This is a genomic window from Ruegeria sp. H7, from assembly GCF_056532945.1.
The window spans coordinates 298,494-322,375 of sequence record NZ_JBQFNZ010000004.1 but is presented as its reverse complement, the minus strand read 5'-3'; the positions used below and the strand labels follow the sequence as shown (position 1 = coordinate 322,375).

Here is a 23,882-nt window from a genome sequence, read left to right as displayed (position 1 = left end):
CGCATGACCTTCACTCTACGACAAATGCGCACGACCGCAGCCGCCGCCCTGCTTGGCCTTGCCCCATTCACCGCCTTGGCTGAGGACTGGAAATTCGCCATCGAGGAAATTCCGGGCTCGATCATGGATGCCTACGCGCAAGAGTTCAAATCGCGCATCGAGGCCGCAACCGACGGCGAAGTCACCGTCACTGTCTTTCCGATGGGCACGCTGGGCACGCCCACCGAAACCGTGGAACAGGCCGCTGATGGCGTGATCCAGTTCACCAACGTTTCGATCGGCAACCTGGGTACCGTTGTGCCGGAAAGCCAGGTGTTCCTGCTGCCCTATCTGCTGCCCTCCGACCCGGCAGCGATTTCAGAAGTGCTGAGCAGCTCGGAAACCATCTATGGTCCGCTGAATGACGATTTCCGCATGCGCGGGCTGGAAGTTCTGACCATGTATTCCGAAGGTCCGCAGGTCTGGACCACCAACCGTGAAATCCGCACCCCCGAGGATTTCGACAACTTCAAAATGCGTGTGATGGTTTCGCCTATTCTGGTTGAAACCTACAACAACATGGGCGCCAGCCCAACCCCTCTGCCGTTTGGCGAAGTGTTCGGCGCGCTGCAACTCGGTGCCATCGACGGTCAGGTCAACCCGATCCCGACCATCGAAGAGATGAAGTTCTACGAAGTCACCAGCCACCTGATCTGGGCTGGCGAACAGGAACTGGTCACCACCGTTGTTGCCGGGTCCGACTGGTTCGAAACCCTGACCCCCGACCGTCAGCAACTGGTGCGTGACACCATGGCCGACATGACCGGCTTCATCGACGGTGTTGTCACCGACTTCAACCAGCAGCGTCTGGATATCATCAAGGAAGCCAAGCCCGATATCGGTCTGGTCGTCCTGAGCGAAGAAGAGCGTGACGCCTTCCGCGCACGCAGCACCGGCACATCGGCAGCCTATGTCGAGACCGTAGGCCCCCGCGGTCAGGAATTGCTGGACGCCCTGCAGGCCGAACTGGCCGGAAATTAACCACTCCCCCACCACTCACTCCAAACTTCCTCACGCGCTCTGCGCGTGAGGCTTTCTAAAAGGGGGGACACCATGGAAAACGGGACTGCCACTCCTTTCGGCATTTTGGGAAAGGTCGACGCCGTCATAGGCCGGATCGAAGTCTGGATCCTGGGCTGGGGCATCATCCTGATGGCCGTCAACACAATCGCCAATGTCTTTGGCCGCTATGTGTTCAACCAATCCATCTATTTTTCCGAAGAATTGAACGAGTTCCTGATCGTGATCGTCACCTTCATGGGGCTGGGCTATGCCACCCGCAAAGGCATCCATATTCGCATGTCGGCGATCTATGACGCGCTGCCGATCAAGATGCGCAAGGGCCTGATGGTCGTCATCGCCGCCACCACCGCCGTCGTCATGGCCGTACTGGCCTGGTACGCGCTGGAATATGTGCAGAAAGTTGCCTCGCGCGGGCGGATCACCCCGGCGCTGCAACTGCCGCTGTATCTGACCTATGTCTGGGTGGTGATCGGTCTGGCGCTGGCCTCGTTCCAATACCTGCTGACCGCGATCCGGAACCTGAATTTCGCTGATGAGGACGTCTACGTCTCGTACCTCGAAATTGACAGCTACGAAGACCCCGAAACCGCAGCCGCCATCAAGAAATTCGAGGAGGCCGACAAATGACCGAGTTGATGCTGGCCGTCATGATCGTCCTGCTGCTGGCGGGCTTCCCGATGAAAATGCCGCTGATCTCGGCTGCCGTGCTGGGGTTTCTGGTCTATTTCCCCACGATGAACATGCAGATCCTGATCCAGCAGATGATCGGAGGGGTCAAACCCGCCGCGCTGATCGCGGTGCCGATGTTCATTCTGGCCGCCGACATCATCACGCGCGGCCATTCCGCCAACCGTCTGATCGACCTTGTCATGAGTTTCATGGGCCATATCAAGGGTGGTCTGGCCATATCTGTCACCTCGGCCTGCGCCCTGTTCGGCGCAGTCTGCGGCTCGACCCAGGCGACCGTTGTGGCCATTGGTGGCGCGATGCGGCCCCGGATGCTGAAATCGGGCTATAGCGACAGTTTCTCGATCGGTCTGATCGTGAACGCCGCCGACCTTGCCTATCTGATCCCACCATCCATCGGCATGATCATCTATGGCGTGGTCTCGGGCACCTCGATCTCGCAATTGTTCATTGCGGGCATCCTGCCGGGGCTGCTGATCGTGGTGCTGTTTTCGGCCTATTGCATGTTCTACGCTTATCGCCATGACATCCCCGTGCTGCCGCGCGAGGGCTGGGGCACGCGTTTCACTGCCCTGCGCAGGGCGCTGTGGCCCATGGGCTTCCCGGCCATCATCGTCGGCGGCATCTATGGCGGCGTGTTCTCCCCCACCGAGGCGGCGGCGATCTGCGTGCTTTATGCGGTGATCCTTGAGGTCGTGATCTTCCGCTCGATCAAGGTAAAAGACCTGTTCGACATCGCGTTGTCCACCGGGGCCATCACCTCGGTCGTGTTCATCCTGATCGCGGCGGGTGCGGCGTTCAGCTGGACGCTGAGCTTTGCGCAGGTGCCGCAAACCATCATCGCCGCGCTGGGTCTGGAAAACGCCAGCCCGCTGATGGTGCTGCTGGCGATCAACGTGGCCTTCTTTGTGGGTTGCATGTTCGTGGACTCGATTGTGGTGATCCTGATCCTGGTCCCGATCTTTGCCCCGATGATCAAGTCCAGCGGGCTGGACCCGGTGCTGGTCGGCGTGTTGATCACGCTGCAAGTTGCCATCGGCGCCGCCACGCCGCCCTTCGGCTGCAACCTGTTCACGGCCATCGCCGTGTTCCGCCGCCCGTTCATCGAAGTGGTCCGCGGCGTGCCCCCGTTCCTGATCATTTTGTTGATTGTGACAGGGTTGCTGATAGCTTTTCCCCAAATCGCGCTGTTCCTTCCGGAATTGGCCTATCGTTAAACCATAAGAAACGGAGAAATCATGTCGGGACATGGTTATGAATCTGGTCGTCTGAACCTGCCTTTTGTCGGCATTTCGACCTTTGGCAAGAAACCCTATGTCGAGAACTGGGACGAGATCGACGCCGATGTGGCGATCCTGGGCGCGCCGTTTGATTTCGGCTGTCAGTTCCGCTCGGGCGCGCGGTTTGGCCCGCGTTCGGTGCGTGAGGCATCGACCCTGTTCAGCTTTGGCCATGCAGGCGCTTATGACCACGAGGATGACGCCACCTATCTGGGCGAAGACGTGCGCATCGTCGATCTGGGCGACGCCGATATCATCCACACCAAGACCGAGGAAAGCCACGCCAATATCGAATATGGCGTCAAGAAAATCCTCGACGCGGGCGCGATCCCGGTCACCATCGGCGGCGACCATTCCGTCAACATCCCCTGCATCAACGCTTATGCCGAGGATTGCGAAAAGAACGGCCCGATCCACGTGATCCAGATCGACGCACATCTGGACTTTGTCGATGAGCGCCACGGCGTCACCATCGGCCACGGCAACCCGATGCGTCGCGCCATCGAAAAGGATTACGTCTCGGGCATGACCCAACTGGGCATCCGCAACGTGTCTTCGACCGCGAAAGAGGGGTATGACGACGCCCGCGCCCGTGGTTCGGACATCCTGTCGGTGCGGCAGGTGCGCAAGCTGGGCACCGAAGGTGTGCTGGACCGCATCCCCGAAGGTGTTCGGTATTACGTCACCATCGATATCGACGCCTTCTGCCCCTCAATCGCGCCGGGCACCGGCACGCCCAGCCATGGCGGGTTCCAGTATTATGACGTTCTGGAAATCCTGCAGGGCCTCAGCAAACGCGGTGACGTGGTGGGCATCGACCTGGTCGAAGTTGCGCCCGCCTATGACCCCAGCGAAAGCACGCAGATTCTGGCGGCACAATTGCTGCTGAACTTCATCGGGTTCATCTTCCACAACAAGTAAGACGCACTGATACGAAAAACGACAGGCCCGCCAGATCACTGGCGGGCCTTTTTCCTGGACCACCGCGCGTCCGAACCACCAATGGATCCGGACGCAGGTATAGCTTGCGGCGTCAGAACTTCAGCTCATATTCGCCGCCTAGGCTCAAATACCCGGCCGCATCCACACCGGCGCGGGCAGTGACCTGCGCCAGCTGCAATCGCCGTGACACGTCAGCGGCAACAGACAGGGTCGAGAACCCGTTTCCACGCTCTCCGCTGATGCGGATGCCGTGCTGCCAGCCATGCGCTGTTTCATTGAAGCTTTCGTATTCAAGTTCGGCCCCAAGGCTGCAGGCATTGTCGAAACTTCCCGACGAGGCATAGCACGCCACAACCGGAGTGAAGGCCAGAAGCGACGCGCCGTCGTTCACCTCGCGCTCGATCCTCAGTTCTGCAAAAAGCCGCGTGTTGGTCAGCGAGGCCAGTTCCACCAGACCCGATTCAGTGATGCTCTGGAACCTCGCGACCACATCCACATCGACCGACGGCGAATACGCATAGTCGATACCCGCGCGCGGGACGAAACGATAGGTCTCGCGGTCGATCTCACCCGACAGGGCCACGCCCGCGAAACCGGCAAAATACCTGTAATCGCCGGTCGCCGCGATGGTGCCAAAGCTTCTTTCGAAATCCAGATCGAATTCATGACGCCCGACGGCACCGCCCAGATAATAGTCGAGATACAGACCATTGCTGAACCGGTTCGCACCGAAGATACCGGCATTGACGCCAAAGCCCTGAATCTCGCCCTCTGCTCTGCTGGTCACATCACCGGTGCTTCCATAAATCCCGACAAAGTAGCCGCGCACCCGGTTGTCGCTGACAAAGCGTTCACGACGGTATGACAGGTTCAACAGGGTCTGCGACAGGCCGCTGTCTGTCTCGAGAATGTTCAATGAGCCTTCGATGGTTTCCCACACGTCGCGCGCGCAATTGTAGTTCTGGTGAAACAGCCCACCATCCACCGTCACGTCCGAGCCATTGGCCTACAAATTGAAGGTTCGGTCCAGGTCCGATGAGTTCTTGCAGGTGTCATACTGTTCCTGCGCTTCGATCGGAGCGAATTCGACCCGGCGATTGCGTGCCTTGCCTTGGGCCGTCGCGTTTGTGTCGATCGGACGGCTTTCGCCATACCCGCGTGCACGATACCCGACTGTGTCCACGCCGCGGGCCGTCAGAGCCTGCAAAACCGCATCAACCCGCCGTTGGCTGAGCGCCAGATTGTAGGCATCCGATGCGTCGCTGTCGGTATGGCCGGCAATCTCGAATGCGCTGCCCTCACAGCTTCCCAGAATCTCGGCGATCTGGTCCAGAATTGGGTCGCTTTCCGGCTTGATGATTGCCTTGTCGGTATCAAACAGGATCGGCCGGTCGTTCAGATGATCGTTCACGGCGGTCGCACATTGACGCGCGCCGCGCTGTCTGAGGCGATCCAGCGCTCCGGCGGCAAAATCCCGGGCCTGTTGGCTTTGCAATTCGACAGTCGTGTCGCGATCTTCCTCCAGAATTGCAATCAGGTCCTCGGCGATCTCGTCGATCAGCGATGGGTTCGACACTTCCACACTCATCCGCGCCGTATCGCAGTTCGTGGGGTTCAATGTCTCGCAAATCTCGTAGGTGAAGACATAGGTGCCTGCGGTCGTGCCCGGAGCCACCTCGATCTCGCCCGCGGCGTTCATGGTGATGGAACCCGTCGCCGGGGCCACGTCCAGACCCAGAACCGTGACACCGTCGCTGGCCGTGCCCGTATTGGTCAACGTGACTTCCGCCGGGTTCAGGGCGATGCCGTTCAGCGTGTCGTTGTCCATAACCGAGGCCGTCGTCGCACCACTCGCCCCATTCACAGCCGTCGGCGCATCATCCACCGCGTCAATCGCCGCCGCATCGACCGAAACCGTCGCCTGCGCAGTGTCGCAGTTGGTGGAGTTCAGCGTCTCGCAGATCTCATAGGTGAACACATAGGTGCCTGCAGTGGTTCCCGCAGCGACCTCGATCTCACCCGCTGCGTTCATCGTGATGGAACCCGCCGCCGGGGTCACGTCCAGACCCAGAACGGTCACCCCGTCATTCGCCGTGCCGGAGGTGCCCAGCGAGATATCCGCCGGGTCCAGAACAGAGCCGTTCAGAGTATCATTGTCCAGAACCGAGGCCGTTGTTGCGCCACTCGCCCCATTCACCGCTGTCGGCGCATCATCCACCGCGTCAATCGCCGCTGCATCAACCGAAACCGTCGCCTGCGCCGTGTCGCAATTGGTGGAGTTCAACGTCTCACAGATCTCATAGGTAAACACATAGGTCCCCGCCGTGGTGCCCGCAGCGACCTCGATCTCACCTGCCGCGTTCATCGTGATGGAACCCGCCGTCGGGGTCACATCCAGACCCAGCACCGTCACCCCGTCATTCGCTGTGCCGGAGGTGCCCAGAGAGACATCCGCCGGGTCCAGAACAGAGCCGTTCAGCGTGTCATTGTCCAGAACCGAAGCGGTCGTCGCGCCGCTCACCCCATTCACCGCCGTCGGCGCATCATCCACCGCGTCGATGACCGGGATCGGCAACACAATCGGGGTCGGGGTGCCCGGCCCGCCGGGGTTCGACGTTGGGTTTGTTCCGTTGTCGGACGCATCGGATACCGTCGTGCCGCCCAGATCATCGCCGCTGGCGGTCGCCATGTTGTTCAGGCTGGCCGGCGCCCCTGCCGCAGTGGGGTCCACATTCACGGTGAATTCGACCTGATAGCTGTCACCCGGCGCCAGAACGCCGTCGCTGCCCACAAGCAGGTCATTTGTGCCGTCATAAGACGCGCCATTGCTCGTCGGCAGGCTGGATCCTGCGCCGATGGTCACAGCACTGACCACCGGGGCTGACGTCACCCCATTGAAGGTCGAGCCGAGCTGATCCGATGCTGTCAGGTCGTCCACCAGGCTCAGCGTATCCAGCGTCAGGTTCCCGGTGTTCTGCACGACGATCGTATAGGTCACATTCGCGGTGCGATCGGCCAGCAATGCCCCCACAGAGGCCGATTTTGCAACGCCAAGCTGCGGGGCGGGCGTCAGCGTGAAGCGGGTCGGATCATCGGCCCCTGCCCCTTCGCCAAAGGCGGATTCATCCGACAAATCCGACTGGGGCGACCCCTCGGCGTCGACTGCATTGGCCGAGGCCTGGTTGTCCACAAATCCGGCAACAATGTCTGCTTCGGTAATGGCATAGGTCGCCCGGTGAACCGTTGTCTGTGCCAGCGTGAACGGGTCTGTCGGCTCTGTGCGACCGACAAGGTCTGCCTCGTCGCCATCACCATCGACATTCCCGCCACCTCTGACAAAGGCAGGGACCGGAGGTGTGCCGGTGCCCGTAAAGCTGGATCCGTCCTCGATCACATTGATGTCGAACATCGTCACGTTACTCAGGTTGCGCGTGGTGTATGTATAGGTGACGATTTCACCGGCCTGAGGCGGCGAGGACAATGCGGATGTATCTACCGCCTTGGTCACGGCGATGAACTGGTTGGGCTCATCGTGGTCAAGGAACCCGTTCTGGTCCCAAACCGCGCCGGGAAAGATGACCGAGATATCGTCAAACGTGAAATTGTCGCCGGTACCGGCTCCGTTATAGGTAATGGTCACGTTGCTGACAGGATTTGAAAGATCGTAATTTCCGATAAACCCAAAGACCTGATTGCCCAGCGTCACCGAAGCGCCGGTATTCGAATCTGTTACGGTGCCGACCAGATTGCTTCCCACCCAATCCGTGCTGTCCCAAACCGGTGTGCCATCGAAGGAAATCTGCAGGTTCGAGATCGCACCGCCATCATGAATATCACCCAGATACAGACCGAACCCTACAACGGGTTGATTGAAATTGATCGACACGATTGCGGTCTCGCTTGGCGACCCGCCGATCTGGACCGTTGCCTGACGCGATCCGGTTCTTGGGGATGTGCCATACTCGGCGTTGTCGATATCCAGATCGCGGGGAAGGGCGCTGGAATGTGTCGCGGTGATCGAGAACCGGGAGTTTCTGAAGCCGTTCAGCGGTGAGTCGATTGCCGCGCCTTCGAAACTTTCGGAAAAGAACTGGCTGGAGGGTAAAGCGGCAAGCACGCTGTCCCACGCCGCCCCGTCCGTAAGGGTTCCGGTGCCGACGATGTTGGAGATTTGCGTGCCATCCAGCAAGGTGCCGAAGCCTTCCAGAGCGTCAGAGACACCATCGCTGTCGCTGTCCTGCGCAAGGGTCTCGACCGGTGTCAGTATCAGTCCCAACAAAAGCGCCCAAACGAAGAGGGTTTTGGCCAGGAAACCACCGCGCACAGGCAACGCGTTCACCTTCATTCTCATCACCACTTAACAGGCCCGCCGGGGGGCACAAATCACTTTGCCAAAGCGCCAGATATCAAAGTCCTGACCGCCGTTTCCATTGTTAAGGTGCTGGAGTTGCAGGTTGAATTTCGAAAAAAGCTACCGCAGAAGCGCCGCAGTTGCGGTCGCTTTCCTTAGGAAAACGCAATTTCGAAACGGATTTTTTTCAGCGCAATCAGAGTGTATTTGGTGCTGCCGAACGTTACTTGCACGCCCCATCTTGAAGGGCTGGCTTCTACTGACATTTTGTTAAGATCGCGACCAAATGCGGATTTTGTGACTAAAATTTAGGCAATGTCGCGGCGCAGCATCGCCGCGACACGGCGGTCGGCTGTCGATCCCAGGGCTGAGGGCGCCGCACTAGCATCCGTGTGCCGGGCCACCCGCTGAATTCAGGATCTGTCCTTCTTGTCTTTAACCCACTGATCTGACATTTGTTTCTGCCCCGTTGCCGTCGTCATTCGACCGGGGACAGCAACCGATAAACAGGCAAAAGCCGTCGGAAATCATCGATGGATCGCCGCACCAGGTCCGGCCTGATAACACTTTCGTGATCAGCCCGGTCAATCCATGCCGAATACCCCTTGCGGCGCAGCGCATCTTGATTGGGGTGATCTTTGTCGAAACCGGATGGTACGCGTTTCAGATCGGGTTCGCTGACCCAAATGCCAGCGCCCTGCAACTCGGCAGTCAGTTTCAGCAACTCGGCCCCTTGTGGCCCCGCCATCGCGGTCCGAAACGCGGCCAACGCGGTTTTGTCATACTGGAACACTCCGCATCCCAGCGACAGCTTGCCCGGTGACAGCCCAAAGAACCACATCGGCGGCTGGCCCGCCTGCCCCTCGGGCGTGAAGGCAATGTGGAGATGCGCGTTGTACGGAGTCTTATCCTTGGAAAAACGCACGTCCCGATGGGTGCGAAAGATCTTGCTGGAATGGCTCTGACCGGTCAGGCCATGCAATGCCGTTGCCACGTCGCCTGCAAACTGTTTGCCGGGCTCTTTCAGGTGACGTTCATAGATTGTCTTGTTCGCGGCAAACCATTCTCGCGTGTTGTTCGCCTTCAACCCCTCAAGAAAGCCAAGCGCCTCGGGCGAGAAACAGTTGAATCCGGCCATCACATCCTCCGTTCAGTCTTTTGCGGGCAGGGCTGCGGCGTGTTCAAGGCACATCTGCAACCAGTGCTGCAGGGCATTGTCGTCACAATCCCCCTCATCAACACGGATAAAACCGCCCAATTTGCGGGTTCCGTGGATCACCGTTTGGGCCGTTGGGTCCGTCAGCGCCGTGGCCTCGTTCGCCTTGCCGACCCGAAACATGAACCGGCCAATGCCGTCCTTGTGCCGTCGCACGCCGCCCAGCATGTTGCCGTTCAAAAAGAAACATTGCCCGCCCATCATCTGTTTCTCGGAAATCCCCACATGCGCGGCCAAAGCGTCACGCATGCGGGCGTTCAGGGCTTCGTCCACAGGCATCAGACGCCCGCGCCAAGGTGCCAGAGGATCGCCAGCGCCAGCACCAGCATGGTCAAGGTCGTCAGCCCCGCACCAATCGCGCGGCCCTTGCCGTTGGTCGAGGCGCGCAGGCTGAAATAGTGGATCAACCGCGCAAGCAGCAAAACACCACCACAGGTCGCCACCAGCCAGGTCGGGGTTCCCGCAACCTCGGCCCCCGCAAGGGCCAACAGGGCCAGCGGGACATATTCGACAAAGTTCCCATGCGCCCGCATCAGGCGCAGCAGCCCTTCATCCTCGCCATGCAGCAATTGGATCCCGGTCTGGGCGCGGCGCACTCCGACGGCGATGGCCATTGGAATGCTGATCAACACAAACACCGCCGTCACGGCGAGGGTGATTTCGGGGATATGTACCATCTGAACCCTCCTTATTTGCGACGCTTAAGACGCCATGCTTTCATATGTAATCAGCGCGAACCGGGCTCCCTGAGGGTCGGTCAGCGTGGCCATGCGCCCAACGCCCGGCATGTCCATCACCGGCTGAATGACCGTGGCACCTTTGGCCTGCGCCTTGGCAATACTTGCGTCCACATCTGCAACGGTGAAAAAGATCGTCCAGCTGCCATCGTCCTCTGGCATCGGGGAAAAGCCGCCAATGGCGGTTTCACCGACCACCGCAGCCGAATAGCTGGACCCGTCCTGCATCGGCATGTCGTTGATCGCCCAGCCCAGAACGTCCTGATAAAACGCCTTGGCCTTGCCCTGATCCGGGCCGGAATGGCCGATCCAGCCGGAATTGCCGATTGTGGTCATCTCAAGAATACTCATGGCTTTCTCCCTTGGTTGCGCCCGCCACATGCGGGTCTGATCCAAGGACGCATGAGGGGGCCGTATCCCTACATCTCGCCCAATTCTTTTTGACTGGTTGCGATTTTATCTTTGATTGCGACGCGTTCCGGACCGGTTGGGGCGAGGGTCAGTGCCGTCTCAAACGCTGCAATCGCCGCCGTGTGGTCGCCGATGTCCTGCAAAAGCCCCCCTCGCATGGCGTGAAACCAGCGATACGAGGACAAATCCGCAGCCAGCACTTCCATAGCCTTCAGGGCATCGCGCGGCCCGTACAGCTTGGCTTGCGCAGCGATCTGGTTCAGCCGCACAACCGGGGTTGGTTGCAAGGCATAAAGGGCGGCATAGTGGCTTTCGATGAAGGCCCAATCCGTCTGATCTGACGAGGCCGCGCGGGCGTGTTCCGCCGCAATCGAAGCCTGGATGATATACACCCCGTGATGTGCAATCCGCTGCGCTTTTTGCAAATGCGCCGTCGCCTCTGCGATGTTGGCCTTGTCCCACAGGCTGCGGTCCTGATCGTCCAGTGCGACCAGCTTGCCCTGCCCGTCCATCCGCGCGCGCCGTCTGGCGTGTTGCAGCAACAAAAGCGCCAGCAGCGACGCCTGTTCGCCCATCGCAGGAAACAAACCCGCCAACAGGCGGGCAAGGCGGATGGCCTCTTCACACAAGGTCAGCTTCATCTGCGTCGGCCCGGCGGAAGAGGACCAGCCTTCGCTGAACATCAGGTAGATCATCAGCGACACCTCACCCAACCGCGCGCCGCGTTCCGTCGGGCTGGGCGTTTCAAAGGCGACCCGGTTGCTGGCGATCTTCTTCTTGGCGCGGGTGATACGTTGTTCCATCGTCTTGGGTTTGACCAGAAAGCCACTGGCAATCTCATCCACGCTCAGCCCGGCCACGATCCGCAACGCGATGGCGATCTGGTCGCGCCGGTCCAGTTCCGGGTGGCAGCAGATGAACAACAGCCGCAAGACATCGTCGCGCAGCTCATCAGGGTCAGGCGTTTCGGCGGGCATCGGCTGAAACTCTTCAGCGTGGCGCGACAGGATTGCGCTGCGGCGGCTGGACTTGCGCACGTGGTCCAGACCCGCGTTCCGGGCGGTGGCCAGCAACCACGCCAGCGGATCGCGCGGCGCACCGTCCTTTGGCCAGACCGTCAGCGCCTTTACGCACGCATCGGCAAAGGCTTCTTCGGCCATGTCGATATCGCCAAACACCCGTGTCAGCGCCGCAAGGGCGCGGGGGCGGTGTTGGGAAAATGTGGCCTCCAGCCAATCCGACATAGGCTATTCCGACGAAATCAGACCACCGGCCCAGGCAACAGGGCGCACTTCTAGCCGTGCAACGGGTGACGAGATCATCTTTGCATACTCCAGCGCCTCATCAAGATCCCGGAAATCTGCGGCGTAGAATCCCAGAAAACTCTCTTTGGTTTCCGAAAACGGCCCATCCGTGATCAGCGGCGCAGCGCCCTCGGCCGTTGCAGGTTCTATCGTGACGGCTGCGGTGGGCGGCATCAGTTTCATCGTCACAAACTCTCCCCGCGCCTTCAGGGCAGTTTGCAATGCGCCGTGGCCCGACATCACCTCATCCTGGCGATCCTTGGGCAATGCCTCGAACACGCCCGCCTGCCCGTAAATCGAGATTACATAGATCATTTTAGCCTCCGCAGTTCGGTTACATGCTGCAAGGACGCGCGAAGACATGCAAATCCGACAGCGGGTTTTGGCTTCGACAAAACCGTCCGGCACGCCCAAGTGCAAATCGCGGTGATTGTTCCAAGCTATGTACCCGTGGCGATAAAGATGCCGTAAGCTGGGGTCGAATGCCTGCAAGGGAACCTTCCGAATGATTGCCTATGTCACCATTGGTGTCGACGATATCGAACGGGCCGAGCGGTTTTATTCCGCGTTTCTGCCTGCCCTTGGATACTCGTTAGAAAGGTATCACGGGGACCTCAGCTATGCGCTGCCAGTGGAACCCGGCCAGCCCCCCTTGCCAGAGTTCTACGTCAAGTCACCGTTTGACGGACACCCCGCCTCGGCCGGGAACGGGACCATGGTCGCATTCGAGGCGCAAACCCAACGCCAGGTTCGCGATCTTCACGCGGCAGCCCTTGCAGCAGGGGGATCTGACGAAGGGCAGCCGGGGTTTCGCGAATCTTACGGCCCGCAATTCTATGTTGGCTACCTTCGGGACCCTCAGGGCAACAAGATCGCCTTGTTTTCCAGCAATCCGAATGAACCCAGGCGGGACGACTAGGCCGAGCGCAATCAGTCGCTGTGACGGGCAAGGATTTGCCCTAGGTAGCTTGTCGAATGCCATGTCTGGCTGGCACAGAATATCCCCGCACAGCCTTTCAGTTTCAAACTGTGCCCGGATGCAGCGCGAATGGATCCCCGAAACCGTCGCCCGGTTTCGGGGTCAAGCAACGCACCCCTCCAAACGGCCCCGTCCAGTGTAAGGTCGGTCAGGATCACATCGCCAATGCGCGCATGGGGGGTCTTGTCCTGGTCCCAGACCCAAACCAGACGACCGCATTTGGTGGTGGCCTCTGCCGTGCAGGGTTCAAACCTGACAATGACGCCCAGCCCCGGTGAGGCGTAGCTGCCAGAAAGCTCGAACGCATCTCCCCGGCCTGCCAGACACACACTGAAAATGACAAGGACCAGCGCCCCGGCTTTGAGGCGGTTCCCGGAGATCCGAGGGGCCGCCTTTGCGAACGCCTGCAGATAGTGCGGATGCTCGGTTTTCATCAGGCGATCCCACCACGAGAAGTAGAGGCCAAGATTGTAACCCGCATGGGCGTGGTGCAGATCGTGATGCGTCACTGTGGTCATCCAGCCAAAAACGGGGCGTCCTGTGGCTGTTGCGGGAAAGACCTCGACCCCGCAATGACCCACGGCATTTCGCAACATCATATGAGTCACAAAGATGAACAGCGCCACGGGATGTGCTGGGATCAGGATCAGTACCAAAGGCAGATAGGCGGCGTTCACCACGGCCTCGCCCAAATCAAAGCTGTAGGACGTGAACGGTGTCGGCTGATACGATCTGTGGTGCAGCCGGTGAAACCTCCGAAACAGAGGCGGATAGTGAAGGGCGCGATGGGTCCAGTAGAACCACGCATCGTGCAGGACGATCAGCAAGACTGTGCTGAGCAGGAAATAGCCCCACCCATAGGCCGCAACGTCCGGGTAGACTGTCATCAGGCCGGCTTTGGCCCCCAATGCGATTGACGTTCCGGCGGCGGCAAAGATCAAAACAGTGCGCAGGCTGGCCAGAACCTCTTGCCTGATCTGGCCTTTTGGCGGTTCCGTGGCTCTGATTTTCTGACCGCGCAGACGGCGGGACAGGAAAACGCTGATCACCAGATAGGTGCCGCCCGCGCCCACAACGTATCGCAGCAGGTCCGCGCCGAAGATATCGGCATAGATGGATGGTATTTCTGAAAGGGCTGTCATTGTTCGCTCCGTCATCAAAAGGGATATGGGCGGAACATGCGCGGGCGTGGTGAGCGCTGGCGCGCCGATTTCGAAACACGGCGCGGATTCTTCAGGATCGGTCAGGATTTTTCACAATCGGCAAGCCTGTGCCGTTGACCCGCGCGGGAAACCGGAATTTGCTTATGGCCACGATGCCGGACACAGCGATCTTTGATCTTTTCCTTCGGGGAAGCGCCTTCGGTGCGCTTGCGCTTTGCGCCCTGGTGTTTCTGACCAACGGCGCGCGGACGCGCAAAAGCGTGTCTGTTGCTTTGCTTTGTCTTGGCCTTGGCCCCTACCTTGTCCTGTCGTCCCCAAATATCGAGCTGGCCCCAGCCGCGCAGTCCGCGCTTATTATGGTGGCCTCGACCATCCCCGTTTTGGTGTACTGGGCCGCCATTGAACTGTTTCAGGACAGCGTTGGGATCAGGCCATGGCAGATTGTCATTGCCGCAATCCTTGTGGTCTCGGCCTGGCTGGCCCATCTGAACCTTCCCACAGGGGCTATCCGGGGTGCCTGCGCGTTGGTTCTTTTTGCGCATATCCTTGGCATTGTCATAAAGGGCGACGCGGATGATCTGGTGGCCACCCGCCGCCGGTTCCGGCGCTGGTTTCTGGCCTGGGTTCTGTGCCTCGGCATCATCATTACAGCGCTTGAGATCACGCAACTGGACCGTGCCCTGCCGCATTGGGTCTACATGTCCCAAGCGACGCTGATCTTTCTGTCGGCAGGCGCGTTCCTGCTGTGGTCGGTGCGATTGCGATCGGATATCTGGATCGTCCAGCCCGCCGGGCAACCAGAGGACGTGACGCTCAGCCCCGCGCAGGCCGCACTGATCGGGCGGATCGAAAAGACAATGTCAGACGGGCTGTGGCGCGAGGAAGGTCTGACCGTGACGCGAATGGCCGCCCATCTTGATACACCCGAGCACCGTATCCGGGCGGCCATCAATCAGGGCATGGGCCATCGGAACTTCCCCAGCTACGTCAACACCTTTCGCATTGACGAGGCTCGGAAACTGTTAATCGCGCCGGACATGGAGGACAGCACCGTGCTGAGCATCGCGTATGAAGTCGGGTTTTCGTCGCTTGGCCCGTTCAACCGGGCGTTCCGGGCCAGCACCGGCATGACACCGACCGAGTTCAGAAAACAATATGGCAAAGGCACCACCCCGGCCCCGGCTTAACGGCGGCGGAGCTTCCTTGCACGTCAATCTCCTAGCCCGTGTCGCCCGACATCTCGGCGTCCAAAAACGCTTCGGCGCTATCGACTTCCCTCAGCTTTCGGCCCTTGATCCACCAGAACCGGGTTCCGACAGTGCGGATGAACTGCCTGTCATGGCTGACCAGTAGACAGGTGGTATCCTGGGCGATCAACTCTGCCTCCAACAGTTCTTGCCCGGCGATGTCCAGGTGGTTCGTGGGCTCGTCCAGCAGATAGAAATTGGGATTCTCCAGCCGCAGGACCAGCATGGCCAGACGCGCTTTTTGCCCACCTGAAAGCTGATCGATCGGGCGGTCCTGCCGCGCAATCTCGATCCCTGCCCCGGCCAGAACCTGACGCGCGCGCCGGTCGCCAATGTCGGACCGGTGCGTGACAGCGATCATCGGCGTTGCCGCATCGTTCAATTGCTCAAAACTCTGACCTGAATAAGCCGGAATGATCGAGGATGCGCATCGGATCTGCCCCTCTTCACCAGTCAACGCACGCCGGACCGCCTGGATCAGCCGGGTTTTCCCGGCCCCGTTTGTGCCCAGCAAAACCACGCGGTCGCCCTTGGTGATCCATTTTTGACCGGTTCGGTACAAGGGCGCGCCATCGGGTTTGGTGATGGTCATATCCTCCAGTGACACCAGTGCCCTTGCATGGGTGCCGCTATTTGCCAGCCTGATTTGCCCCGCATCCTTTTCCTGATGTGCTGGCCTTGCCATCTCCTCAAGGCGTTCGGCACGTTCGGTCAGACGCTTTGTCTTGGTCAGCAACAGGTCCGAGCCCGAATTGATCCCGACATTCTTGAGTTTTGCCGCCTGGCGCCGCAATTGCCGCACCTTGTTCATGTCGTTGGAATACTGCCGCGCATCGGCCGCGTCCGCCTCGTCCAATGCCTCCCGCGCCGCAGAAAACGGCAGGTTGAACACGCGCGAATTGTCCGGTCGGATGAACAGCGTCCTGTTCGTTGTTTCGTCCAGAAAGGCCCGGTCATGCGAGGTCATCAAAATGGCGACACTGTGCGGCAGGGCTGCAAGCCAATCCTGCAACAAGGCGATCCGGCGCAAGTCCAGATGGTTGGTGGGTTCGTCCAGTAACAGAAGATCCGGCTGATTGACCCAAGCCGCGGCAAGCAGCGCCGTTCGCTGCCAGCCCCCGCTGAGTTCGGCCAAAGGGACCTGCTGAACCTCGAACGGCACCTGAAGATCCGCAATGGCCACGTCGACTTTCCAGCTTTCATACTCTGCCACCTCGGGCGGCAGGTTGCGAAGAACCCATTCATACAGTGTAACCGACAGCGCCGCATCGGGGACATCTTGCGGAACATATCCGACGCGCAGCCCCCTGCTGCGTGTGATTTCGCCGGATGTTTGTTCGATCTGACCAGCAAGGCATTTCAAAAGCGTGGATTTACCACGGCCATTGGCTGCAATCAGGCCAATGCGGTCACCTTTTGAAATGGTCAGATCAAGGTTCTTAAAAAAAGGAGTCCCCAGCGTTACGCCAAGCGACTTTGTATTGAGAAGAGTCATAACGGTCTCGTGTCACAAGAAATGCGCCGCCACGCGGCTTTGGGCAGACCGTCAATCGGATAAGGATTTGGTCAGCCCTGCAAACGGATTTGCAGGGCAAAACGGGGACCATGCTGAAGTCGGCGTGTGATGCGCATGCTCAGCAATTGCCCTCCTCTTGTGACCGTTCAGACAGGGATAGACTAGCTGGGCTGTGGTGTTCAGGCAAGTCGCAGCATACGTCTTGATCTTGCATTCTTGCTGAAACAGGGGTGATGTTCGGGTGTCTACGGCGTGATTGCGACAGGAGCAGGCAGTGGATTCGCGTTCAATCGTCCTGACAATCGGATTTGGTCTGGTCCTGATCAACACCATGCCGGTCTGGATTGGCGATCTGGCGGCAAATGCCCGACTGTCTGACACTCAGGCCGGGGGTATCGGCAGTCTGGTCCTGTTATCCGCCGCTGTGGCCTGCGCCACTGCCAGACACGCAGAACGTGCCGGTCTGGCAAAGATCGGCGTGCCGGTTTGCCTTGTCTATCTGGCCCTCAGCCCGCCTTTGAACTCAGTCTTCACACTGGTCGCCTGCTGTATTCTCGGGCTGGCGATCGGGTCTTTGGCCGGATTCGCGACACGCGGTTTGGGCAGTCTTGGCACAGGGCTTCGCGTTATCAGCACAGCGATGACGGTCGGATTGGTGGTCTCACTGATCGTCTATCTGGTATTGCCAGTTTTGGGTCTTTCGTCCTTCTGGGTTCTGGCTGTGATCTCTCTCGGCCTGCTCGCAGCGCCGGTGCAGACATCACCCACCGGGCACCACGTCAACTGGCGCAGCATCCTCGCGGATGTGCCTGCCCGTTACCTTCCCTTTTTCGTGCTGATGGGTGCGTATTGGACCTATCTGGAGCTTTTCGGAGGCCGGTTCGAGGACGCGCAGAACCTGCCCTTCTGGCTGCTTTCCAGCCTTGTAACAGGCGCGTTGGGATCAATCCTTGCCTCGCAGGTGCCAGCAAACTGGCGCGGCAGGGCCCAATCGCTGTCGATGTTCGCGGCCGCGCTGATCGGGGCGCTGAGCTACGTGGCGCCAACCCTGTTCCTGTTCGGCCTGACAATACTCTTGAACGGGTTCGCCTTGTTTCTGTTCTTTCCCCTCTATTTGGGATCCGCCGGGGACCGGGCACCGGGGGCGATGGCCGGATACCTGCTTGGGTTCGCTATCGGAGGGGTGGCCGGGGCCGTGCTGGTCCATGCTGCGGGATACGCATCGCTTGCAGCCGCGATCCTGTTGTCCGGCATTATCGGCCTTCTGCCGCGCCAGTAATAGTCAACCCTGCTCTGCGCCAGCTTGATAAGGCCTGCTCGACAAGGTCCGAGTTCGCTTCCCACATCGCCAGTTCCTGAAAGACGCGGGTCTCGAAGTCCGGGAAAGCCTGTTTCAGGGCCAAAACCTCTTGCTGCGCCGCATCCAGATCGTCGAGGGCGACATACAGCCAGACAAGATGCGCATGGTACCAATAAAACCCCGGCATCGGGACTTTCTGAAGCTCGACCAAAGCCGCCTCGTTCAGTCCCAGTCTGGCGTATCTCCAGACCTTGGCGAAATGGTACCAGCCGGGATGTTCCGGGCTGATGTCCATGGCCCGGTCCAACAGCTGCAAGGCCTCATCTTCCCGGCCCAGAAATGCGTAGCAATGGCCGATTTCCGACAGCACATCCGAATGCCCCGGATTCAAGGCTAGCGCCTTTTGCGCCGCCTGATCAAAGGCGGCGACATCCATTGCGAACAACCGACACATAGCCAGTGCAACCCAGGCAAACGCATTGCGCGGGTCTGAGACAGTCGCCTTTTCTGCCGCCCCCGTCGCCAAGGCCAGGGCATCGATACCGGGCCTTTCGTTGACGTGATACCGAAACTCTTCCAGCAAGATGACAGAATAGGCCGCCCATCCGTCCGAGGCATCCGGGTGGCGATCCAATGCCTGCGGCAGTTCCTCGCGCAAACGGGCGTGCAATTCTATGTCGTAGGTGCGGTAAAACCGGCGAAACTCGGACACCAGACGAAACATCGTCCAACTGGAATGGGATGTTTCGGTCCGGATCTCTGCGGCGATCCTGTCGGCCACCGGCCCATGCGGGCCAGCAAGTCGGCCTGCGCAGGTCAAGGCGATCTTGTCCTGCACATCAAACAGCGACGCAACCGTGGCCTCGCTATCGAACTGATCGGTGACCACAATCGCGCCGGTTTCTGTCGATACCAGTTGCACGCTGACACGCAATCTGGCTTCGGTCTGACGAACGCTGCCTTCGATGACAAACTCTGCCCCATAACGGCGGCGGATCTCGTCATGATCCAGTTGCGCAGCCTGAATGGCGTCTGCGGTGGTGCGGGACAACACTTTGAAGTCCCGGAACCGGGACAGGCTTGCAATGATTTCATCCGTAATCCCGTCGCAGATGAACTGGGCCTCTGCATCCCGGCTTGTGTTCTTGAAGGCCAAAACAACCAGACAGGGGACAGCCGGTTCAGGTCTGCCGCCCTCAGTCACCGGGGCGGGATCAAGGGCCATTCGGAAGCCCACACCATGAACCGTCTTGATGACCCGCTGCGCCGTGCCGCTGTCCCCGACCGCGCGCCGCGCTTCTTTTATGGCGGTCGAAAGGGTGGCGTCCGTGACAATGCGATCCCCCCAGACCCTGAGAATCAGGTCATCCTTGCTGACGACAGCTCCGCCAGCCTCAAAAAGCGTGCGCAATATCCCAAGCGACTGCCGGGTCAGCCTTAGGGTCTGACCGCCATGGGTGGCCGTCACCTGATCAAAATCGATCTCGGCATCTGAAATCCGGACTTTCATGACCTCACACTAGCTGCACTGCAAATCCACGCAAAGCCTCAGACGTTCTCAGGGTTTTCTCAGGTTTGCCTCAAGCCCGCATTGCGCCGCCGGGGTAGCACATCCTCATCACTGAACGAAGACACTCCATTCTCAGGAGGGAGGAAAGATGAAATACCGAAACGCTCTGCCGCAATTGTCCGGACATTCGATGATCACCGATGGTGGGTTAGAGACCTTTCTGATCTTCCAGAAAGGGATCGACCTGCCGCTGTTTGCCTCTTTCAAGGCGCTGGAGACCGAAGAGGGCGTCGCCGCCCTGGACGCCTACATGATGCAGTTCGCCGAGATGGCCGTCGCGGAAAAACGCGGATTTGTCATGGACACTCCGACCTGGCGCGCCAGTGCCCGTTGGGCCGCCGAACTGGGCATCAGCCATGACACGTTGCGCGCGGTACACCGGGAAGCCATCTGCAACCTCAGCAAGCTACGCGACCGGATGGAAATCGAAGGTCAATCCCCCTTTGTCATCAATGGCGTCCTTGGCCCGCAGGATGATGGATACGCGCCGACGCGCATTCTGACACCGGATCAGGCCCAGGCCTACCATGACGCGCAGGTCGGTTGGTTCGAAGAATTCGGGGCCGATATGGTCTCGGCCATCACGATGACCTACTCGGCCGAGGCTTTGGGCATCGCACGGGCCGCCAAGACACGGGGCATTCCGGTGGCCATCGCCTTCACGCTTGAAACCGACGGGCTGTTGCCCTCGGGCGAGACCTTGCAGCAAGCGATCGAGGTGGTTGATGCAGGTACCGACGCCTACCCTGCTTACTACATGATTAATTGCGCCCACCCGGACCATTTCACCCATGTTTTGAACGGCGGCTGGACCCGGCGGATCATGGGCCTGCGTGCCAACGCGTCACGGCAAAGCCACGCCGAGCTGGATGCTGCCGAGACGCTGGATGACGGCAACCCGGCCGAGCTTGGGGCGCTTTATGCAGGACTGTCGGCGATGCTGCCGAACCTGACCGTCATGGGCGGATGCTGCGGCACGGACCACCGCCATGTCTCTGCGATCTGCAAGGCAACGGAACCCACCTGAGATCGCCCAACCCTTCGGGCTTTTGGCCCTGACCAGATCGTCGCCTGCGGACAGGTCCGCGGGCGGGTGATGACCCATTGAAATCTGAAACTGAAAGGAAAATTCAATGTCCAAATCAATTCTCTCAATGCTCGCCATTCTGGCGTCCACCGGAATGGCCTATGCGCAAGAGCCGCTGATGGCGTTCGATGTGGCCGAAGATCACACGCGGATCTTCATGGCGGCGGACCCTGTGCACGAAAACGGGATGCCAGCCCATGGCAACGCATTCGTAAGCCAGGGTTACATCTACCCCGCCGGCACGCTCAGCGATCAGACCAAGGGCGTCAATCAGGATGGCAGCCCGGCCTTTCCCGGACTGGTTCTGGGGACCTGGACCTGTGATGGGTACTTTGTTGGCGAAGGCGGCAACGCGACCTCGGGTGTCTGGGTCATCAGCCGGCAGGTTTTTGAATTCAACGACGGGGACACAGTCATCACGCAAGGCCCCGAAATCGCTGATATCGGCAAGGAAAACCTGCGCCCGGTCACCGGATCGACAGGCGAATTTGTCGGGATTGAGGGCGGGCTGGTTCAAACCACCCTGGGCTTCAACGAATTCATGGCCATCAACGCGACTTTCAAGTTTGAAACCGCCGAGAAGGATCACGCCTCTTACAAGGTCGATGACGGTGACTTTCTGGAATGGGACTCGGGCGTGCCCGTTGGCCCGATCGAGTTCACAGCCGACGCCAATTCCTGATCGCACTTAGCAGCGCCATGCCCGGTATCCGACCGGGCATGGTGCCTTGTGCAAATTCATCCAATTCACGCGTGGACGTTATGAAAGACACAACACTCCCTGAAATTCGACCTGCGTCCAGAAACGACGCAAAAGACCTTGCCAAGCTGATCGACATTGCAGGCGAGGGTATCCCCTCATGGCTGTGGGCAAAGTCAGTGGCCCCCGGACAAACCGTGCTCGACGTCGGCATGGCGCGGGCGCAACGCACCAGCGGCGGCTTTTCCTATACCAACGCTATTCTCGCCCGGAACCAGAACCACGTGTTGGGCATGGCGTTGACCTATCCGATTGAAACGGTGCCCGAAGGAAACATCGCGGACCTTCCGGATCCGATCAAACCCTTCGTCGAGCTTGAGGCGCTGTCGACCGGGACATGGTTTGTCAACGCGCTGGCCGTCTACGCCTCGGCCCGAAACCGGGGCATCGGAAGCGCGCTACTGGCCGAGGTCGAGAACACTGCCCGCCGGGCCGGGTACCAAAAGCTGAGCATTCAGGTCTATGGCCAAAATACCGGCGCGCTGCGGCTGTATCGCAGGCTTGGCTTTGAACCGGTCGCGCAGGCGCCCGTGCGGAACCACCCTTGCCAGCCCTACTACACCGGCGACGTCGTCTTGCTGATCCGCAACCTGCCCTGACCTGCCGTTTGACCGGGTCTGCACCCGCCCAGTGCTTGCCCCAGCCTTTTCAGGAGTTGAAAACAATGCACATCAGTTTGAGATCTTTGATTGTGACGCCCTTATTGGGCGTCATGCTCTCAACCTTCGCCCTGCCGCAGGTTTCCTGGGCCGAGCATTGGTTGCCCTTGCCCGATCCGCTGGAGGACACGGATTTCCTGTATGACGGTGCACCCTCGGACACGTTGGTCGAGTTGGGCCGCAACCTGTTTTTCGACCCGATCCTGTCCGGAAACAAGAACATATCCTGTGGCACCTGCCATGACCCCAGCCTGGGGTCGGGGGATGGTTTGGCCTTGGGCATTGGCGAAGGCGGTACAGGGACCGGGGCGCATCGCGTCACACATGATGCCGTCAACGGGCGCATTCCGCGCAACGCTCAGGCGCTTTGGAACATCGGGGCACGGGCCTACACAAGCATGTTTCACGATGGGCGGGTCGAGGCGATGGGCGCAACCATTCGAAACCCGGCCGGATCAGCCCTTCCGCCTGATCTGAGCAGCGTTCTGGCGGCTCAGGCGTTTTTCCCGGTGACATCGCCATTGGAAATGGCCGGTCAGTATGGCGAGAACCCAGTCGCCGATGCCGCAGCAACCGAGGACAGGGCGACAGTCTGGGCGCTGCTTGCAAAGACGGTTTCCGAAATTCCCGCATATGTCGCCCTTTTTGATGCCGCCTTTCACGAGATCAGGCAGCCATCAGACATTACCTACGCGCATATTGCCGAAGCACTTGCAGCCTTTCAGACCGTGGCTTTTCGATCTGACAACAGCCCGTTTGATCTGGTGTTGCGGACAGGGGATATGTCGCATCTGTCCCACGATGCGCAGGCAGGTCTGCAGCTGTTTTACGGCAAGGCGGGCTGTTCCGGCTGCCACAGCGGGCCGCTTTTGACCGATCATGGTTTTCACGCCATTGCCATGCCGCAGATTGGGCCCGGCAAGGGCCACGGGGCGGATCTGGAATACTGGCGCGAGACCGGGTTCTTTGCCCGAACCGAGGATGAGGGCCGATACAGGGTCAGCAAACGCGGCAAAGATCTGTTTGCGTTTCGTACCCCGTCTTTGCGAAACGTCGCGATTACAGGTCCGTGGGGGCATAGCGGCGCGTATGACACGCTTGAAGACGTCATCCGTCACCACATTGACCCGGTCGGCAGCCTGAACCGCTATGGTCTAAAACCCGATATCTTGCCTGAACTGAAACATGTCCAACGGCTTTCGGCGCGTGGGTCGGCCTTGAGTTTCACCGCAGTCGAACCCGACCGCCGGGGCGCTTTCGATACCCGCGATGGCTGGGTTCTTGAATCCCCCAACCTGAAAGCACGCATCGCCGCCGCGAACCAGCTCGAGCCGCGCCCCGATCTGACAGATCGCGACGTTGCGCATCTTGTGGCCTTTCTGAACGCGTTGACGGATCCAGCCACGAACACCCTGCGCCACTGGGTGCCCGATGACGTAGCCTCGGGGCTTGATCCGCAGCCAAACTAGGTTGGAATTGGGGTTGCCGCACCCGGTCGGATCGAGACGGACCGAGATGCCATTCTGAAACAGCACCTTCGGGCTTTCGGATACCGCAATGCTGGTGAATCTGGCTCGTTCCGAGGTGTCAGCAGGTGCCCTTGGCGTCTCA

At 59.8% G+C, this 23,882-nt stretch carries 22 protein-coding genes; 11 read left to right on the top strand and 11 right to left on the bottom strand.

The window, feature by feature from the left end; genetic code table 11:
• Positions 1–3: 3 nt before the first annotated feature.
• The 4 genes from ACR0AC_RS11980 to speB all read left to right on the top strand — a co-directional run bounded on the left by ACR0AC_RS11980 (position 4) and on the right by speB (position 3,950).
• Positions 4–1,020, top strand: a complete 1,017-nt coding sequence (locus ACR0AC_RS11980) for a TRAP transporter substrate-binding protein (protein WP_480873589.1) — start codon at positions 4–6, stop codon at positions 1,018–1,020.
• 72 nt (positions 1,021–1,092) lie between these two features.
• The gene (locus ACR0AC_RS11975) at positions 1,093–1,689 is read left to right on the top strand and encodes a TRAP transporter small permease (RefSeq protein ID WP_170622406.1); all 597 of its coding nucleotides are present in this window, start codon (positions 1,093–1,095) and stop codon (positions 1,687–1,689) included.
• Complete coding sequence (locus tag ACR0AC_RS11970) at positions 1,686–2,966, top strand: TRAP transporter large permease (protein ID WP_480873587.1); 1,281 nt, start codon at positions 1,686–1,688, stop codon at positions 2,964–2,966. Before ACR0AC_RS11975 ends, ACR0AC_RS11970 begins: the two co-directional genes overlap by 4 nt.
• A 21-nt stretch (positions 2,967–2,987) precedes the next feature.
• Complete coding sequence (gene speB / locus ACR0AC_RS11965) at positions 2,988–3,950, top strand: agmatinase (RefSeq protein WP_480584453.1); 963 nt, start codon at positions 2,988–2,990, stop codon at positions 3,948–3,950.
• 112 nt (positions 3,951–4,062) lie between these two features.
• On the opposite strand, the gene ACR0AC_RS11960 is transcribed toward speB, so the two are convergent.
• From ACR0AC_RS11960 to ACR0AC_RS11925, 8 genes are all read right to left on the bottom strand, one after another.
• Positions 4,063–4,956, bottom strand: coding sequence for an autotransporter domain-containing protein (locus ACR0AC_RS11960; protein WP_480873585.1), 894 nt, complete (start codon positions 4,954–4,956; stop codon positions 4,063–4,065).
• A 21-nt stretch (positions 4,957–4,977) separates the two neighbouring features.
• A complete protein-coding gene (locus ACR0AC_RS11955; RefSeq protein WP_480873583.1) occupies positions 4,978–8,316 on the bottom strand; it encodes an OmpA family protein in 3,339 nt (1,112 codons plus the stop codon).
• A 484-nt stretch (positions 8,317–8,800) separates the two neighbouring features.
• Entirely contained in the window at positions 8,801–9,460 is a 660-nt protein-coding gene (locus ACR0AC_RS11950; protein ID WP_170622411.1) for a DUF2461 domain-containing protein, read from the bottom strand.
• 12 nt (positions 9,461–9,472) lie between these two features.
• Positions 9,473–9,817 (bottom strand): TfoX/Sxy family protein, encoded by a 345-nt coding sequence (locus ACR0AC_RS11945; protein ID WP_480873582.1) that lies wholly within the window; start codon positions 9,815–9,817, stop codon positions 9,473–9,475.
• The gene (locus ACR0AC_RS11940) at positions 9,817–10,215 is read right to left on the bottom strand and encodes an MAPEG family protein (protein WP_170622413.1); all 399 of its coding nucleotides are present in this window, start codon (positions 10,213–10,215) and stop codon (positions 9,817–9,819) included. Before ACR0AC_RS11940 ends, ACR0AC_RS11945 begins: the two co-directional genes overlap by 1 nt.
• 24 nt (positions 10,216–10,239) lie before the next feature.
• Entirely contained in the window at positions 10,240–10,626 is a 387-nt protein-coding gene (locus tag ACR0AC_RS11935; protein WP_480873580.1) for a VOC family protein, read from the bottom strand.
• A gap of 68 nt (positions 10,627–10,694) precedes the next feature.
• Positions 10,695–11,930 carry an RNA polymerase sigma factor gene (locus tag ACR0AC_RS11930; RefSeq protein ID WP_480873578.1) on the bottom strand — a complete coding sequence of 412 codons (1,236 nt, stop codon included), beginning with the start codon at positions 11,928–11,930 and terminating at the stop codon, positions 10,695–10,697.
• A 3-nt stretch (positions 11,931–11,933) separates the two neighbouring features.
• A complete protein-coding gene (locus ACR0AC_RS11925; protein ID WP_170622416.1) occupies positions 11,934–12,305 on the bottom strand; it encodes a YciI family protein in 372 nt (123 codons plus the stop codon).
• Positions 12,306–12,495: 190 nt separating this feature from the next.
• Between ACR0AC_RS11925 and ACR0AC_RS11920 the strand changes: the two genes are divergently transcribed.
• Complete coding sequence (locus ACR0AC_RS11920) at positions 12,496–12,909, top strand: VOC family protein (protein WP_170622417.1); 414 nt, start codon at positions 12,496–12,498, stop codon at positions 12,907–12,909.
• An 11-nt stretch (positions 12,910–12,920) separates the two neighbouring features.
• Here ACR0AC_RS11920 and ACR0AC_RS11915 read toward each other — a convergent pair whose 3' ends face one another.
• Positions 12,921–14,111 carry a sterol desaturase family protein gene (locus ACR0AC_RS11915; RefSeq protein ID WP_170622418.1) on the bottom strand — a complete coding sequence of 397 codons (1,191 nt, stop codon included), beginning with the start codon at positions 14,109–14,111 and terminating at the stop codon, positions 12,921–12,923.
• A gap of 164 nt (positions 14,112–14,275) precedes the next feature.
• On the opposite strand from ACR0AC_RS11915, the gene ACR0AC_RS11910 reads away from it, so the two are divergent.
• Positions 14,276–15,319, top strand: a complete 1,044-nt coding sequence (locus tag ACR0AC_RS11910) for a helix-turn-helix domain-containing protein (protein ID WP_170622419.1) — start codon at positions 14,276–14,278, stop codon at positions 15,317–15,319.
• A 31-nt stretch (positions 15,320–15,350) separates the two neighbouring features.
• Here the strand turns inward: ACR0AC_RS11910 and ACR0AC_RS11905 are convergent, their stop codons facing one another.
• The gene (locus ACR0AC_RS11905) at positions 15,351–16,874 is read right to left on the bottom strand and encodes an ABC-F family ATP-binding cassette domain-containing protein (protein WP_480873576.1); all 1,524 of its coding nucleotides are present in this window, start codon (positions 16,872–16,874) and stop codon (positions 15,351–15,353) included.
• A 295-nt stretch (positions 16,875–17,169) separates the two neighbouring features.
• Here ACR0AC_RS11905 and ACR0AC_RS11900 point away from each other — a divergent pair, with 295 nt between their 5' ends.
• Positions 17,170–18,174 (top strand): hypothetical protein, encoded by a 1,005-nt coding sequence (locus ACR0AC_RS11900; protein ID WP_480873574.1) that lies wholly within the window; start codon positions 17,170–17,172, stop codon positions 18,172–18,174.
• Here ACR0AC_RS11900 and ACR0AC_RS11895 read toward each other — a convergent pair.
• Complete coding sequence (locus tag ACR0AC_RS11895) at positions 18,149–19,705, bottom strand: winged helix-turn-helix domain-containing tetratricopeptide repeat protein (protein ID WP_480873572.1); 1,557 nt, start codon at positions 19,703–19,705, stop codon at positions 18,149–18,151. The genes ACR0AC_RS11900 and ACR0AC_RS11895 overlap by 26 nt on opposite strands.
• Positions 19,706–19,853: 148 nt before the next feature.
• Here ACR0AC_RS11895 and ACR0AC_RS11890 point away from each other — a divergent pair, with 148 nt between their 5' ends.
• The 4 genes from ACR0AC_RS11890 to ACR0AC_RS11875 all read left to right on the top strand — a co-directional run bounded on the left by ACR0AC_RS11890 (position 19,854) and on the right by ACR0AC_RS11875 (position 23,740).
• The gene (locus ACR0AC_RS11890) at positions 19,854–20,792 is read left to right on the top strand and encodes a homocysteine S-methyltransferase family protein (RefSeq protein ID WP_480873570.1); all 939 of its coding nucleotides are present in this window, start codon (positions 19,854–19,856) and stop codon (positions 20,790–20,792) included.
• 106 nt (positions 20,793–20,898) lie between these two features.
• Positions 20,899–21,534: a hypothetical protein gene (locus ACR0AC_RS11885; RefSeq protein WP_480873569.1), complete on the top strand. Its 636-nt coding sequence runs from the start codon at positions 20,899–20,901 to the stop codon at positions 21,532–21,534.
• A gap of 80 nt (positions 21,535–21,614) precedes the next feature.
• Positions 21,615–22,211, top strand: a complete 597-nt coding sequence (locus tag ACR0AC_RS11880) for a GNAT family N-acetyltransferase (protein WP_170622425.1) — start codon at positions 21,615–21,617, stop codon at positions 22,209–22,211.
• 65 nt (positions 22,212–22,276) lie between these two features.
• A complete protein-coding gene (locus tag ACR0AC_RS11875; protein ID WP_480873567.1) occupies positions 22,277–23,740 on the top strand; it encodes a cytochrome-c peroxidase in 1,464 nt (487 codons plus the stop codon).
• The last annotated feature ends 142 nt before the right edge of the window (positions 23,741–23,882 follow it).

Coding starts and splice junctions, on each gene's coding strand:
- ACR0AC_RS11970 (WP_480873587.1), top strand. CDS start 1,686: ATGACCGAGTTGATGCTGGCCGTCATGATCGTCCTGCTGCTGGCGGGC.
- ACR0AC_RS11920 (WP_170622417.1), top strand. CDS start 12,496: ATGATTGCCTATGTCACCATTGGTGTCGACGATATCGAACGGGCCGAG.
- ACR0AC_RS11950 (WP_170622411.1), bottom strand. CDS start 9,460: ATGGCCGGATTCAACTGTTTCTCGCCCGAGGCGCTTGGCTTTCTTGAG.
- ACR0AC_RS11940 (WP_170622413.1), bottom strand. CDS start 10,215: ATGGTACATATCCCCGAAATCACCCTCGCCGTGACGGCGGTGTTTGTG.
- ACR0AC_RS11975 (WP_170622406.1), top strand. CDS start 1,093: ATGGAAAACGGGACTGCCACTCCTTTCGGCATTTTGGGAAAGGTCGAC.
- ACR0AC_RS11890 (WP_480873570.1), top strand. CDS start 19,854: ATGAAATACCGAAACGCTCTGCCGCAATTGTCCGGACATTCGATGATC.
- ACR0AC_RS11925 (WP_170622416.1), bottom strand. CDS start 12,305: ATGATCTATGTAATCTCGATTTACGGGCAGGCGGGCGTGTTCGAGGCA.
- ACR0AC_RS11910 (WP_170622419.1), top strand. CDS start 14,276: ATGGCCACGATGCCGGACACAGCGATCTTTGATCTTTTCCTTCGGGGA.
- ACR0AC_RS11880 (WP_170622425.1), top strand. CDS start 21,615: ATGAAAGACACAACACTCCCTGAAATTCGACCTGCGTCCAGAAACGAC.
- speB (WP_480584453.1), top strand. CDS start 2,988: ATGTCGGGACATGGTTATGAATCTGGTCGTCTGAACCTGCCTTTTGTC.
- ACR0AC_RS11885 (WP_480873569.1), top strand. CDS start 20,899: ATGTCCAAATCAATTCTCTCAATGCTCGCCATTCTGGCGTCCACCGGA.
- ACR0AC_RS11930 (WP_480873578.1), bottom strand. CDS start 11,930: ATGTCGGATTGGCTGGAGGCCACATTTTCCCAACACCGCCCCCGCGCC.
- ACR0AC_RS11915 (WP_170622418.1), bottom strand. CDS start 14,111: ATGACAGCCCTTTCAGAAATACCATCCATCTATGCCGATATCTTCGGC.
- ACR0AC_RS11955 (WP_480873583.1), bottom strand. CDS start 8,316: ATGAAGGTGAACGCGTTGCCTGTGCGCGGTGGTTTCCTGGCCAAAACC.
- ACR0AC_RS11895 (WP_480873572.1), bottom strand. CDS start 19,705: ATGAAAGTCCGGATTTCAGATGCCGAGATCGATTTTGATCAGGTGACG.
- ACR0AC_RS11905 (WP_480873576.1), bottom strand. CDS start 16,874: ATGACTCTTCTCAATACAAAGTCGCTTGGCGTAACGCTGGGGACTCCT.
- ACR0AC_RS11980 (WP_480873589.1), top strand. CDS start 4: ATGACCTTCACTCTACGACAAATGCGCACGACCGCAGCCGCCGCCCTG.
- ACR0AC_RS11945 (WP_480873582.1), bottom strand. CDS start 9,817: ATGCCTGTGGACGAAGCCCTGAACGCCCGCATGCGTGACGCTTTGGCC.
- ACR0AC_RS11935 (WP_480873580.1), bottom strand. CDS start 10,626: ATGAGTATTCTTGAGATGACCACAATCGGCAATTCCGGCTGGATCGGC.
- ACR0AC_RS11875 (WP_480873567.1), top strand. CDS start 22,277: ATGCACATCAGTTTGAGATCTTTGATTGTGACGCCCTTATTGGGCGTC.